12 protein-coding genes are annotated in these 13,627 nt (G+C 38.5%); 6 read left to right on the top strand and 6 right to left on the bottom strand.

Annotated elements, in window-relative coordinates:
- Positions 1-12: 12 nt before the first annotated feature.
- The 4 genes from LY11_RS12875 to LY11_RS12890 form a co-directional block, all read right to left on the bottom strand.
- Positions 13-1,113 carry a tetratricopeptide repeat protein gene (locus LY11_RS12875; RefSeq protein ID WP_111634077.1) on the bottom strand — a complete coding sequence of 367 codons (1,101 nt, stop codon included), beginning with the start codon at positions 1,111-1,113 and terminating at the stop codon, positions 13-15.
- 105 nt (positions 1,114-1,218) lie between these two features.
- Positions 1,219-3,834, bottom strand: a complete 2,616-nt coding sequence (gyrA, locus tag LY11_RS12880; protein ID WP_111634078.1) for a DNA gyrase subunit A — start codon at positions 3,832-3,834, stop codon at positions 1,219-1,221.
- Between the two features lie 98 nt (positions 3,835-3,932).
- Positions 3,933-4,826, bottom strand: a complete 894-nt coding sequence (gene hemF / locus LY11_RS12885) for an oxygen-dependent coproporphyrinogen oxidase (protein ID WP_111634079.1) — start codon at positions 4,824-4,826, stop codon at positions 3,933-3,935.
- A 174-nt stretch (positions 4,827-5,000) separates the two neighbouring features.
- Positions 5,001-5,489, bottom strand: a complete 489-nt coding sequence (locus LY11_RS12890; protein ID WP_245952746.1) for a fasciclin domain-containing protein — start codon at positions 5,487-5,489, stop codon at positions 5,001-5,003.
- A gap of 289 nt (positions 5,490-5,778) precedes the next feature.
- On the opposite strand from LY11_RS12890, the gene LY11_RS12895 reads away from it, so the two are divergent.
- From LY11_RS12895 to LY11_RS12905, 3 genes are read left to right on the top strand one after another with little or no spacing between them, the layout of a single operon-like run.
- Complete coding sequence (locus LY11_RS12895; protein ID WP_111634081.1) at positions 5,779-6,264, top strand: DUF4442 domain-containing protein; 486 nt, start codon at positions 5,779-5,781, stop codon at positions 6,262-6,264.
- A gap of 28 nt (positions 6,265-6,292) precedes the next feature.
- Entirely contained in the window at positions 6,293-6,925 is a 633-nt protein-coding gene (locus tag LY11_RS12900; RefSeq protein WP_111634082.1) for an AlbA family DNA-binding domain-containing protein, read from the top strand.
- A gap of 29 nt (positions 6,926-6,954) precedes the next feature.
- On the top strand, positions 6,955-8,319 hold the full coding sequence (locus tag LY11_RS12905; protein WP_111634083.1) for an MATE family efflux transporter: 1,365 nt from the start codon (positions 6,955-6,957) through the stop codon (positions 8,317-8,319).
- 51 nt (positions 8,320-8,370) lie between these two features.
- On the opposite strand, the gene LY11_RS12910 is transcribed toward LY11_RS12905, so the two are convergent.
- Complete coding sequence (locus tag LY11_RS12910) at positions 8,371-9,810, bottom strand: amidase (protein WP_111634084.1); 1,440 nt, start codon at positions 9,808-9,810, stop codon at positions 8,371-8,373.
- Between the two features lie 85 nt (positions 9,811-9,895).
- Here LY11_RS12910 and LY11_RS12915 point away from each other — a divergent pair, with 85 nt between their 5' ends.
- The 3 genes from LY11_RS12915 (at position 9,896) to LY11_RS12925 (ending at position 13,158) form a co-directional block, all read left to right on the top strand.
- Positions 9,896-10,753 (top strand): AraC family transcriptional regulator, encoded by an 858-nt coding sequence (locus tag LY11_RS12915; RefSeq protein ID WP_111634085.1) that lies wholly within the window; start codon positions 9,896-9,898, stop codon positions 10,751-10,753.
- Between the two features lie 163 nt (positions 10,754-10,916).
- Complete coding sequence (locus LY11_RS12920) at positions 10,917-11,834, top strand: cation diffusion facilitator family transporter (protein WP_111634086.1); 918 nt, start codon at positions 10,917-10,919, stop codon at positions 11,832-11,834.
- A 136-nt stretch (positions 11,835-11,970) separates the two neighbouring features.
- On the top strand, positions 11,971-13,158 hold the full coding sequence (locus tag LY11_RS12925; protein WP_111634087.1) for a metallophosphoesterase: 1,188 nt from the start codon (positions 11,971-11,973) through the stop codon (positions 13,156-13,158).
- 98 nt (positions 13,159-13,256) lie between these two features.
- Here the strand turns inward: LY11_RS12925 and LY11_RS12930 are convergent, their stop codons facing one another.
- Positions 13,257-13,601: a hypothetical protein gene (locus LY11_RS12930; protein WP_111634088.1), complete on the bottom strand. Its 345-nt coding sequence runs from the start codon at positions 13,599-13,601 to the stop codon at positions 13,257-13,259.
- Positions 13,602-13,627: the final 26 nt, after the last annotated feature.

The raw sequence follows: 13,627 nt of genomic DNA on the forward strand, positions 1-13,627 counted from the left end.
TGTGATTAATAATTATTTTTTTGGTGCTGCAGCCGGCGTACCATTTTGCGCATCCAGTAATTTTTTAGTAGCCTCATAGTTTACTTTGTCATCTTTAAAAGCATAAATAACTTTTAAGTTTTCTAAAGCAGAAACCATTTTAGGATCTAACTCATAAGCCTTTTTGTAGAAAGGTAAAGCCTGATCGATGAAACCTTTCATCTTAGCAGTTACATCATCAAATTCCTTTTTCTTTTTAGGATCGATTTTGTTTCTTTTTCCTTGTAAATCTAAAGCTTGTTTGTAGTAAGTATCGCCCATAGCATATTGGTATGAAGCATTTTTACCGTCTTTAGCAATTAATTTAGCTAATGATTCCTGAGCTTTTGCAACATTACCCTGTTTGATATAAAGGTCAGTCTGCATACCAGAGAAATATGAATTCTCAGGATATTTAGCCAAAGCAGCCTCTAATAAAGCAGTACCAGCAACTGTATCTTTCACCTGGCTGAATTCAGTAGAAATGATTTCGCTATACAAAGATTCTGAATCTTTAGAACCTAAATCAATTGCTTTTTTGAAATTTTTAACCATTTCAGGATAATCATTGATCTGCTTAGCAGTAACACCTGCATTTACAAACGTTGAAGTATCCTGAGGATTTTTAACCGTTAACTCATTGAAAAACTGAAGTGCAGATTTGAAATCTTTTTTATTGTAAGCAAAAATCGCTCTGTTTCTTAAAGCATTAGACAAAGTTTGTTCCGCCTCTTTAATATTTTCCTTCTCACCACCTTTTGTATCTAACTCTTTAGCTTTTGCGATTGCCTCTTCAGCAATTTTATCCTTAGCAACTGCATTTGCAATATTTAAAGAATCTACAAATGAGATTCTTGAAGCAAATAATGCTCTGTAAGACCATGCCTCAGGCATATCTTTAGACTTTTCGTTTGCAATAGCATTATCAGTAGTCTTCAAACCATCTTCAAGAGATTTTAAGGTTTCATCTAAAGTTTTAGCACCAGGTAAACTCGCTAATGCCCAGGTATTTTTAGCTTTGGAAACTTCACTCTTCTGAGCGTTCGCATAGGTGGCAGCACCTATTAAAAGCATACTTAAAACTACTTTTTTCATATTGTAAATTGGTTTTAATGAACATAAACCCTGCAGTTTAGAAGGATAAAAGCTATCCGTTATTGCTGCAGGGTTTATTGGGTCTGTTTTTAATTTAATTTATTCTTACTTTTCTTCTGTTTCGTCAGTATCATCTGCTTCACCTTCCTCATCAGACTCTTCTTCCTCTTCTTCAGTTTCAGCTTCTTCAGCACCACCTTCTTCAGGTAATACATCAGCAGGATCTACAAATAATAACTCTCCGTTAACTTCTTCTTCAGGATCATCCTCATGCTCGATTTTCGCAACAGATGCAATAGAGTCATTTCCTTTTAAGTTAATCAAACGAACCCCCTGTGTTGCTCTTCCGATAACTCTAAGCTGACTTAATACAATTCTGATAACGATACCCGATTTATTGATAATCATTAAATCATCAGCATCCGTAACCGCTTTAATAGCGATCAAATCACCTGTTTTTTCAGTAATGGTAATTGTTTTTACACCTTTACCACCACGGTTAGTAACGCGGTAATCTTCTACATTAGTACGTTTACCGTAACCTTTTTCAGAAACTACCATGACCGTTGCTGATGGATCATCAACAGCAATCATGCCAACAACTTCATCAGCAGCATGACCTAAGGTAACACCTCTTACTCCGGTAGCTGTTCTGCCCATAGGTCTTACGGTCGCTTCATTGAACCTGATTGCACGTCCTGAACGCAATGCCATGATGATTTCGCTTGATCCGCTTGTTAAACTAGCTTCCAGTAACTGATCACCTTCATTGATATTAATTGCATTGATACCATTTACCCTTGGTCTTGAATAAGCTTCCAGAGAAGTTTTCTTAATCGTTCCCTTTTTGGTACACATGATAATATAATTGTTCTCCAGATAGTCCTGATCTTTCAGATTCTTAACCTTAATATAGGCCTTGATTTTCTCTTCTTTAGGAATATTGATAATGTTCTGGATCGCTCTTCCTTTACTTAGTCTTGAACCTTCAGGGATTTCGTATACCCTTAACCAGAAACAACGTCCTGTTTCGGTAAAGAATAACATATAGTTGTGGTTAGAAGCAATCAGTAAATGCTCAATGAAATCTTCATTTCTTGAATCACTTCCTTTAGAACCTTTACCACCTCTTGCCTGTGTACGGTATTCAGTTGCAGGTGTACGTTTGATATAACCTTCATGAGAGATTGTGATCACGACTTCTTCATCTTCGATAAAGTCTTCCATGCTCATATCTTCAGCAGAGTGAACGATAGTAGTTCTACGTTCATCGCCGTATTTATCCATCATTTCAGCAAGCTCATCCTTGATAATCTGCATTCTAAGACTTTCATCAGCTAAGATAGATTGTAAGTACTCAATCGTTTTCATCAACTCATTAAACTCTTCTTTGATTTTGTCTCTTTCCAGTCCTGTTAAACGACGTAAAGTCATATCCAGAATCGCTCTCGCCTGAATATCACTTAAGCCAAACTGCTCCATTAAACCTGTTCTGGCTTCTTCAGGAGTATTTGACGCTCTGATTAACTTAATTACTTCATCTAAGTGATCTAAAGCAATCAATAAACCTTCCAGAATGTGTGCACGTTTCTGCGCCTCATCCAATTCAAACTTAGTACGGCGTACAATTACGTCATGTCTGTGATCCACAAAGTGTCTGATCAGATCTTTCAGATTTAACATCTGAGGTCTGCCATTCACTAACGCAATGTTATTTACACTGAATGAAGTTTGTAAAGCTGTTTGTTTGAAAAGGTTATTCAATACAATTGAAGCATTCGCATCACGTTTAATTTCATAAACGATGCGGATACCATCCTTGTTTGACTCATCCTTGATATTAGAAATACCTTCCAGTTTTTTCTCTCCGACTAATTCAGCAGTACGCTCAATCATCATTGCTTTGTTAACCTGGTAAGGAATTTCAGTAACGATAATCGTTTCACGGTCTTTAACAGTTTCGATTTCCGCTTTAGCGCGCATTACAATACGGCCTCTGCCAGTTTCGAAAGCATCCTGAACACCTGTATATCCATAAATTATTGCTCCGGTAGGAAAATCCGGGCCCTTTACGAACTTCATTAACTCAGGAATAGTAATTTCTGTATTTTCAATGTATGCGATAGTCGCGTTGATTACTTCTGTAATATTGTGAGGAGGCATATTGGTTGCCATACCTACTGCAATACCCGAAGAACCGTTGATTAAAAGGTTGGGTACTTTTGCCGGAAGCACTGTTGGCTCTTTTAAAGAGTCATCAAAGTTCAACTGAAAATCTACAGTATCTTTATTAATATCTGCAAGCATATCTTCAGCGATTTTCTGGAATCTCGCTTCCGTATAACGCATTGCTGCCGGAGAGTCACCATCAATCGAACCGTAGTTACCCTGGCCTTCTACCAGTAAATAACGTAAGCTCCATGGCTGTGCCATACGAACCATAGTCATATATACTGAAGAGTCACCATGCGGGTGATACTTACCCAGTACTTCTCCTACAATACGGGCTGATTTCTTGTAAGGCCTGTTATTCGCCAAACCAAGATCAAGCATCCCGTAAAGTACACGACGGTGTACAGGTTTTAACCCATCGCGTACATCAGGTAACGCCCTTGATACAATAACAGACATCGAATAATCGATGTAGGCAGACTTCATCTGCTCGTCAATATCAATTTTTATTATTTTGTCGTTTTCCTGATTTTCTAAATCTTCTGCCATAAAATATTGATGTTCGTTAAAAACGATTTAAATAAGGTAATGTTATAACCTTGCGAATTTAAGAAAATATTGCCGTTTAAGCGCATTGTGGAAAAAAATTAAGCCCAGTCTATACCTTTTATTAACTTGGTCAGAGTTGCAGCCTCAGGGCTGTTTTCTGCAGCCTGATGATTATATATCCATTTTGCCATTGGTGGTAAGCTCATTAAGATAGATTCGATCCTTCCGTTTGTCTCCAAACCGAACTTTGTACCCGAATCATAAACTAAATTAAATTCTGCATAACGGCTTCTTCTCACATATTGCCATTCCTGCTGTGCTGCTGTAAATTCAGTATTTCTGTTTCGCTTAATCAGCTCAGTATAAGCAGGAATGAACGAATTACCAACCGCAAGGGAGAAATTAAACAATTGATCCCAGTCCAGCCCGGTATTTTCAGGTTTCAGCCTGTCATAGAATATTCCGCCTACACCACGCATTTCATTGCGGTGTTTAATGAAGAAATAATCATCTGCCTGTTTTTTAAATTTCGGATAAAACGAAGCGTCGAACTCATCGCAGGTTTGTTTCAGCAGCTGATGAAAAAAGCGGACATCCTCATCAATTACATAATGTGGTGTTAAATCAATCCCGCCACCAAACCATCTTGTTTGTTCATCCATTTCAAAATAACGGATATTCATATGTATAATAGGTACAAATGGATTCGAAGGATGAATAACGATAGAAACTCCAGTAGCGAAGAATTCATCATTTTCTACCTTGAAAGCTTTTTTGACCGCTTCGGGTAATTTACCATATACAGCAGAGAAATTAACTCCACCTTTTTCAATTACATTTCCATTCTGAAAAATACGTGTACGGCCACCGCCTCCACCCTCTCTGGTCCAGATTTCTTCTTCGAACTGCACTCCGCCATCGGCTGAAGCCAAAGCCTGGCAAATCTCATCCTGGATCTTTTGGTACGCTTCTACAACTTTATCTTTTAACATCGTTCCGTGAATATATATAGGCGGGCAAAGTTAAATTTTTATACCTTAAAAAGTACAAATCACACATTATTATGTGCGATTTGTACTTTTTAAAGCGGAATATTATTATACAAAAAAAGGCTTTGCTATCAACCAGCAAAGCCTAAAAAATCAACTACTTATTTTATTTAGAAACTATTTTTTCGGCATTAATACCGTATCAATAACATGTGTTACCCCATTGCTTGAAACTGCATCTGTAATCGTGATTTTTGCGTCATTCACATACCACTGACCATCTTTTTTAGTGAATTTAATTTTCTGTCCCTGAACAGTGGTCAGTTCCAAACCATCTTTTAAATCAGCAGCTTTATAATTTCCTGCTACTACGTGGTAAGTTAAAACACCAGCCAGGTCTTTTTTCATTTCTGGTTTAAGCAATTTAGCGACTGTACCTGCAGGTAATTTATCGAAAGCTTCATTTGTTGGTGCAAAGACAGTAAAAGGGCCTTTTCCACTTAACGTTTCAGCCAGACCAGCAGCTTTAACAGCAGCAACCAATGTAGTATGGTCTTTAGATTCAACAGCATTTTCTACAATATTTTTTGTAGGTACCATTAAAGCTCCACCTACCATAACGCCTTCCTGAGTGCTCATTTTTGAAGTATCAGCCGTGCCTGACATTTTACTGCTCGTATCGGTCATTTTTGACGTTGTTGTATCCGTAGCAGCGTCAGGTTTTGATGAATTACAAGCTGAAGCTAAAGAAAGAAATGCAACAGCCATTGCAATCGTAAAAATTTGCTTTTTCATAAAGTTTAATTTTGTTTTATCTGTTTTGTAAGCTCATATACGGCAACAAAAGCCAGCTGGTTTTTTTAAGGACGATTATTCTATAAGAACTGTAAAATTTATCACATTAATTCTTACAGTTCCTACAAGATCCCAATAATCTTTCTGATATTTAAAGCTCATGATAGTATCAGAAAGAACACTTAAATGGGGACTACGCTTTTATCCCCCACTTTTATTTCAGCGTATTTGGGTTAAGAAATTCCATAAAGGGTTCAGGGGAGCTGATGTTAAAATCTATAAAAGCCTTTTCAATAAAAACTATAACGGATCTATATTTGGCGGAACTATTTATGCCGCAACAGATCCATTTTATGCGTTATTATTCGATCAGCTCCTGCAACGCCAGGGATTTAAAATCAGAGTATGGCTTAAAAGCGCAAGTATACAATACCTGAAACCAGGGAGATCAGCCCTGGTTTTTACTATTATTATTACCGATGAAATGCTGAATGATGCTATTGAAGCGTTAAATACCAGTGGCAAATTTGTAAAAGCTTATCCCATGGAAATTAAAAACAGCGATGGTGAAGTTTGTGCCACAGTGATGAACGAGGTATATGTCAGAAACCTGCACAGCGGCGAAAATGGCCCGGTAGCTTATTAAATAGAAATGTCCGTTAAAACCTCTGAAAATGAATATCAGGAAACTTATTTTGCAAGGAGAAGGAACTACACTGGATTTTAAAAAGACGATTAATAACTATGAAAAGATTGCAAAAAGCCTGGTTGCCTTTGCAAATAATAAAGGAGGACAATTATTGATAGGTGTTGCCGATGACGGCACTATCAAAGGCGTTAAATCTGAAGAAGAAGAAAAATATATGATTACCAGATCCGCACATCAATTCTGCAAACCAGCAATTGAACCGGAATTTGAAGAAATATACATTGATAATAAACTGGTTCTGGTCGCTAAAATTCCGCAGAGTGATACTAAACCACACTATGCACTGGATGAAAATAAAAAATGGTGGGTCTATTTCCGTGTCAACGACAAGAGTATTCTGGCCAGTAAGATCATCGTTGATGTGTTAAAAAAGGAAAATACACACAGCGGACAACTGATTACCTACACCGAACAAGAACAAAAATTATTACAGTATCTCGATCAGGAAGGGCGTATTACCTTAAAACAATTTAGTAAACTGACTAAAAGCTCTAACCAGAAAGCGCAGAAAATATTAGTCAGTTTCATCCTTGCTGACCTGATTCAGCCTCATTCTTCCGAAAAAGAGGAGTATTTTACCATGACAACGCCGAAATAGCCGTACCTTTGCTGATTCAATCAATCGTTATGTTCAGTTCCTTTTACGCAAAATACAAGCCCTATTATTCAGATAACCTTAGATTGGCTATGCCTATTGTGGTATCCCAGCTGGGTCAAACGCTTGTGCACCTTGTCGATAGTGTGATTGTTGGTCATTTTGCAGGAACGGTCCAATTGGCAGCAGTTTCCCTGGTGAATAGTTTGTTTATGATCATCCTTGTTATAGGGATGGGTATTTCTTACGGATTAACCCCGCTTATCGCACAGGAAAACGGACGGAAGAATTATAAAGAATGCGGAAGATTATTATCAAATAGTTTATTGATTAATATCATGATAGGTATCTTCCTGTACCTTTTGACACACTTTGGAACCTTATTGATCATTGATAACCTCGGACAATCCCCGGAAGTTGTTGCCTATGCAAAACCTTACCTTGGATACCTGAGTTTTTCTATCATTCCATTGATGATTTTTAATACTTTCAAGCAATTTGCCGAAGGACTCGGTTTCACCAAACAGGCTATGTTTATCTCTATCTGGGGAAATATTATCAATGTTATCCTTGGGATAATCCTGGTCAAAGGAATGTTCGGCATTGCACCTATGGGCGTTAAAGGTGTAGGGATCTCTACCCTGGTAGACAGGATCTTAATGGCTACTGTGATGTGCATTTATGTCTTTAACTCTAAGAATTTCAAAATATACCTGAAAAACTTTAAACTGACGCTGATTGATAAAATAAGAAGTATTAAAATCTTAAAAATTGGTGCACCCGTTGCTTTGCAATACTCTTTTGAGATCAGTGCATTCAGTGGCGCTGCGATCCTGATTGGTACCATTGGTGCTGTAGAACAAGCAGCTCACCAGGTAGCAATTAACCTGGCTTCTGTAACTTATATGCTGGCCAGCGGAATTGCCTCAGCAGCCACCATTAAAACAGGTAATAACCTGGGCAAAAACAACTTCCTTGACCTCAGAAGATCAGCCATAGCAAGTTATCATGTCATTGCTGTTTTCATGAGTATCACCGCTGTTGCTTTTGTTTGTGCAAACCACATTTTGCCATACATTTATACAGAGGATACTGCTGTAATTCATATTGCAGCTCAGTTATTGATTATCGCTGGTTTCTTCCAGTTATTTGACGGCACACAAGTCGTTGGATTAGGTGTTTTGCGAGGTCTGGGCGATGTAAACATTCCGACAGTCATCACTTTTGTCGCTTACTGGATTATTGGTATCCCGCTAGGTTATTTTTTAGGTATCACGTTAAAAATGGGCGTAAACGGAATCTGGTACGGTTTAACTTTTGGACTGCTTACCGCTTCTGTCATGCTGTTTTTCAGGTTTCAAAAAAGAACAAGGATGCTAATCCCTGTTACCGCATAAAAAAAGGAGGATGCCCAAATAATTTTGGACACCCTCCTTTTATTCTTCGTATCAGCATGAGTAAGAGATATGATTTTCTGGCTTATGGTCTTTCCATGGCTGAGCAAGCTCTAATTGGGCCGCCAGATTAAACAACATAGCTTCATTTCCGATTTTTGTTGAAAATGTGATACCTATAGGCATTCCTGTGCTGCTCCATCCCAGAGGCAGCGTGATTGCAGGGACACCTGAAATGTTGAATACCTGGCCAAAAGGAGCAACTTTACAAGCTTCCAGCACCCAGTTATACCAGTTAAGGTCCTTAATATTCTGATCTGCCAAAGGAGCCTGAATTGCATTTGTAGGTGTGATCATCACATCATACTTTGCAAAGAAATCACCAACTGTACGGGCTACAGTATTGGAATATTCTATAGCTGCTATAAGGTGCTGCGAAGTGTAATTCATCCCGGCGCGATAGCCATTAAGGCTACTCTGCTCAAGTGTTTTTGCCGAAATTTCTCTTCCTGTTATGGCAGCTAAGTTATTGATGCCATAGGTCGTATAACAAGCCCAGATGGTTTCCATACAATTCAGAACCTGCTCTTCATTGAGCTCAAAACGGTTCGAATCTACCTGATGGCCAAGTGATTCACAAAGTTTTGCTGCCAGGATAGTTGCCTGAAGTACTTCTGCATCTACAGCTGCGCTGATCCAGGGAGCTGTATTTACAGCAATTTTAAGTGACGCTGGTCTTTCAAACATGGCCGACAGGTAGGACTTCGTGTTTTTAGGTGTATGATAGAATTCACCTGCCGCTGGTCCCGCTGTTGCATCCAGGACTGCTGCGGAATCTCTTACGGTTCTTGTTAAAACATGTTCAGTGGCCAGGCCCAGGAAAAGCTGGCCCGCATCAGGACCTACAGGATTAAGGTTTCTGCTGGGTTTGAGGCCAACAAGACCAGTGAATCCTGAGGGAATCCTGATTGAACCTGCCAGATCTGTGGCGTGGGCTATCGGAACTATTCCTGTCGCAACCGCAACAGCAGATCCTCCGGAAGAACCGCCGGGAGATAAATTGAGGTTCCAGGGGTTACGGGTAATTCCACAGGCGAGAGAGCCTGTAATAGTTGAACCTCCAAATTCCGGAGTAGTCGTGCGGCCTAAAATATTAAGGCCCGCTCTCTTATAACGTTTTACCAATTCACTATCATGACCAAATTTTAATCCCCTGGCCATTCTGCTTCCCATTTCTGCATTTTTATTTGCTTCATGGGCCCCCAAATCTTTTAATAACATGGGAACGCCATCATAGGGCTGGCCATTTTGGGAAAGCGCATTGGAGATAACCGCCCGTTCTTCATAATATTCAACCACCGCATTTAATTTAGTATCGATAGTTTGAATTGCTTTTATTGCACATGCTGCAACCTCAGACTTTGTTAATTCTTTTTTTCTAATCAGCTCTGCCAGACCTATGCCATCAAAGGAGCTATATTCTTGTAAGTTCATACTATTGTTTTTTTTGACAGCAAATTTATGCTGATAACACAGTGTACATCTGTATTATTTTGCCATAAAAAGAGTAAATTTGAGCGTGAAACAAAATCTATATTACCCATTTGAGATCCTTTATAAGGAGATCAACGAATGTTCGAATTCAGGATATAGCCAGAATTTCTTTGAATTGGTTTATATAGTTGAGGGAACCGGGATACAGCATATCAACAAGAATACATTTAATTATGCAGCAGGTCATTTACTACTGATCACTCCAGAAGATCTTAACGCGTTCGAAATACTTACAACTACTAAAGTGCTGTTTATTTGCTTCAATGATATTTATCTCAAGTCTGGTCCTGTTGGTGTAAATGACAAAGAGCGTATACAATGGGTAAAAAGACTGAAATTTATACTGCATCATGCTACGCATTTACCAGGATGTATTTTAAAAGATGAGATTGATAAGGTACTGGTGAGATCACTGGCGGCAAGCATTGTTGAAGAACAGCGATGCAGTAATCTTTATAGTAAAGAGTTGATTCAGCAGCTGATGAATAGTCTCATTATTTTAGTTGCGAGATCTATTGCTGATAGTTTACCAACAGATCTTTCTCCGGTTACTGATCAGAAACTATTGGGAGTTTTCCAATATATACAGGATAATATTTATTTTCCGGACCGGTTGAAAGTTACTGTGATCTGTAGTCATTTTAATATATCACCTAATTATTTTGGTAAGTTTTTTAAAAAGCATGCTGGTGAAACTTTGCAGGATTATATCTTGAAATATAAGATCAAAATAATTGAGACGCGGCTTTTAAGCAGTGACATGAGGATCAATGAGATTGTGAGTGAGCTGAAGTTTTCGGACGAGAGCCATTTAAACAGAATATTTAAGAAATACAAAGGAGTGAGTCCTTCGGTATTCAGGAAAAATGAGCTGGTGCTTTAGTGGTGATGTTTTATTTAAACACGTTTTGTGTTTTTTGAAATATCTTATAGAACTACAAAGCGGGTGTCATATTAAACCGTTTTAAAACATTTTGCCCTTTGCTGTTGTACAGTAAAGGGCAAAGTTTTTTAAAACTTATTTTTTTCTTGCGTATTTTACACCTATGACCAATCAAAAAGCATCAATTTACAGCGCGCTGGCGGCGAACCTGCTCATTGCGATTACCAAATTTATTGCGGGTGCATTCAGCAACAGTGCTTCGATGATTTCCGAAGGGATACATTCCATGGTCGATACCGTTAACCAGGTTTTACTGCTTTTTGGATTGAGAAGAAGTAAAAAACCTGCAGACGCATTGCGTCCTTTTGGCTATGGAAAAGAGCTTTATTTCTATTCCTTTATCGTTTCCATTCTGATTTTTGGTTTAGGCGGCGGAATTTCCATTTACCAGGGTATTATACATATTGCAAACCCGGAACCCCTTGGAGATCCGACCTGGAATTATATAGTACTTGCTTTATCTGTTGTTTTTGAAGGTACATCCTTAGTTATCGCCGCTAAAGCTTTCAATAAAGTGAGAGGTCAGGATAGCTGGTGGAATGCCATTGTAAAAAGTAAAGATCCTTCCAGCTTCTTAGTTCTTTTTGAAGATGGCGCAGCTGTTTTAGGCTTATCAATTGTGATGGTCTGTATGGTGATCGGTCATCGGTTTCATATTCCACAATTGGATGGCGTAGCGTCCTTATTAGTCGGCCTGCTATTAGTCGGAGTTTCTTTAATACTGGCCAGGGAAAGCCGGAGTTTATTAATGGGCGAAGGAATTTCTGCAATGTCAAGACAGAAAATCGTTGAAAAAACTGAGGCAGTTCCCGGAGTTGTTAAAGTTTTAACCGTTGTTTCCACTTACCAGTCACCAGATGAAGTATTATTAATGCTGATTGCAACTTTTAAAGAAGATCTGAATACCCATCAAATCAATGAAGCTATTGATGCTATACAGGCTGGGATCAGAAAAGAATTTCCACTGATCCGTTATATTATTGTACAACCAGAAGAGTTTACAAAGCAGTTTAAGTTTTAAGAACTGACAGGATATTCCTGAAACAGGTGTCTATTCCTGGCTGGATTTTGCAACACATCCCTTACACAATATAGCTTTAATCCTGTTTTTTAGCTGAAGTACTTGACCAGGAATTTATTTATATTTATCGCATATTATGAAAAGAAAAATCAGTCTCCTCCCCTTCGTACTTTTTGCCGCGTTTATCTTTCTTTTAAACTGGTACGTGCTTTCGGGTTTATTAATTATAAGTACATCCAGCCTTACTACTCCCTTATTCTGCCTGTTTATTATAGCGGCTATCGGCTCTCTTTTTTTCGCGATCAGAAGAATGAATGCACATGGCATGGACCTGTTCTTTAAAATCTCCAGCCACCTGCTCCTTACGCTTTTTGCTGCCGAAGTAGTGGTGTCACTTTTCCTGTTTATTGGTGATGTGCCCCGGATTTTCACTGGTACAGGAAGAAATGTTTATTGGGTAGATCTATCTTTTCTGATGTTCCTGCTCACAATTGTACTCTTCATTTATGGAATGATCTTCGGGAAATACAATTACAAAGTCATCAATCATGTACTTTATTTTGACGACCTGCCCAATAAATTCAACGGTTTTAAACTCGCACAAATCTCCGATGTCCATGCCGGAAGCTTCAATAATCCAGCTGCTGTACAGCGCGGCATCAGCTTAATCAATGCACAAAAAGCCGATTTATTTGTTTTCACGGGTGACCTGGTTAACAATAAAGCAGAAGAAATCAAACCCTGGATCAGCTACTTTTCGCAGATCAAAGCACCATACGGTCAATTCTCTATTTTAGGGAACCATGATTATGGCGATTACATCAAATGGGATACTGAGCTTGAAAAAGCGAAAAATCTGCAGCAATTAAAAGCTTATCATCAGGATCTGGGCTTTAAACTACTGCTTGACACCCATGTTGAAATTAAAAAAGACGAGCAGCATATTATACTCGCAGGCGTAGAAAACTGGGGACTTGGCTTTGGAGAAAGAGGTGATTTACCAAAAGCCTTAGCCGGTACAGACAACAGCGAGTTTAAAATCTTATTATCCCATGATCCAAGTCACTGGGAAGAACAGGTAAAGGTATTTGGCAATAAAGTCCAGTTAACGCTTGCAGGCCATACCCATGGGATGCAGTTCGGTCTGGAAGCATTTGGCATTAAATGGAGCCCTGTTAAATATCGCTATGCACATTGGGCGGGTATCAAATCAGAAAACGGCAGAGTATTAAATATTAACCGCGGTTTTGGATTTCTTGGTTTTTCAGGAAGAATTGGTATCTGGCCGGAAATTACGGTGATTGAACTCAGGAAAACCGTTTAAATAATTACATGCTTAATGGTTGTGCGGTAAAACTATGGTGAATGCTTTGACATAAAAAAGCCGCTTATCTTTCGATAAACGGCTTTTTTAGGAATTATTTATTTCGCGTCCTGCGCGTAGATGTAAAGCTTACTATTTCTTACCGGCTCACCTTTAATAGCCAGGTATTCACCTTTGTTATCTCTCAGCGTTTTGATCACGAATGGATCATCACCCTTAGCTCCAAGATCAAAAGCAATCTTAAGTCTGTCGATATGTGTATCTGCATTTACTTTCCACTTTCTATCCTGGTACATAAAGTGTGCAAAAATTACACGGGTATCACCTTTAATTTTGCCATCTAATCTCACAAAGATTGGATTCTCTTTTTTTAAAGGTTCAACAGCTTTTACATAGAATTCATTAAAATCTGCAAATATTTGTTTTGCGTTATCGTTAGTCATATTATTATTCTTTCGTGTTGTGTATG

This window comes from Pedobacter cryoconitis, from assembly GCF_003259615.1.
In the GTDB taxonomy this organism is placed as follows: Bacteria; Bacteroidota; Bacteroidia; order Sphingobacteriales; family Sphingobacteriaceae; genus Pedobacter; species Pedobacter cryoconitis.

Bases quoted from the DNA above. Each gene is read 5' to 3' on its own strand.
- LY11_RS12875 (WP_111634077.1), bottom strand. From the start codon at position 1,113: ATGAAAAAAGTAGTTTTAAGTATGCTTTTAATAGGTGCTGCCACCTAT.
- gyrA (WP_111634078.1), bottom strand. From the start codon at position 3,834: ATGGCAGAAGATTTAGAAAATCAGGAAAACGACAAAATAATAAAAATT.
- hemF (WP_111634079.1), bottom strand. From the start codon at position 4,826: ATGTTAAAAGATAAAGTTGTAGAAGCGTACCAAAAGATCCAGGATGAG.
- LY11_RS12890 (WP_245952746.1), bottom strand. From the start codon at position 5,489: ATGTCAGGCACGGCTGATACTTCAAAAATGAGCACTCAGGAAGGCGTT.
- LY11_RS12895 (WP_111634081.1), top strand. From the start codon at position 5,779: ATGATAGTATCAGAAAGAACACTTAAATGGGGACTACGCTTTTATCCC.
- LY11_RS12900 (WP_111634082.1), top strand. From the start codon at position 6,293: ATGAATATCAGGAAACTTATTTTGCAAGGAGAAGGAACTACACTGGAT.
- LY11_RS12905 (WP_111634083.1), top strand. From the start codon at position 6,955: ATGTTCAGTTCCTTTTACGCAAAATACAAGCCCTATTATTCAGATAAC.
- LY11_RS12910 (WP_111634084.1), bottom strand. From the start codon at position 9,810: ATGAACTTACAAGAATATAGCTCCTTTGATGGCATAGGTCTGGCAGAG.
- LY11_RS12920 (WP_111634086.1), top strand. From the start codon at position 10,917: ATGACCAATCAAAAAGCATCAATTTACAGCGCGCTGGCGGCGAACCTG.
- LY11_RS12925 (WP_111634087.1), top strand. From the start codon at position 11,971: ATGAAAAGAAAAATCAGTCTCCTCCCCTTCGTACTTTTTGCCGCGTTT.
- LY11_RS12930 (WP_111634088.1), bottom strand. From the start codon at position 13,601: ATGACTAACGATAACGCAAAACAAATATTTGCAGATTTTAATGAATTC.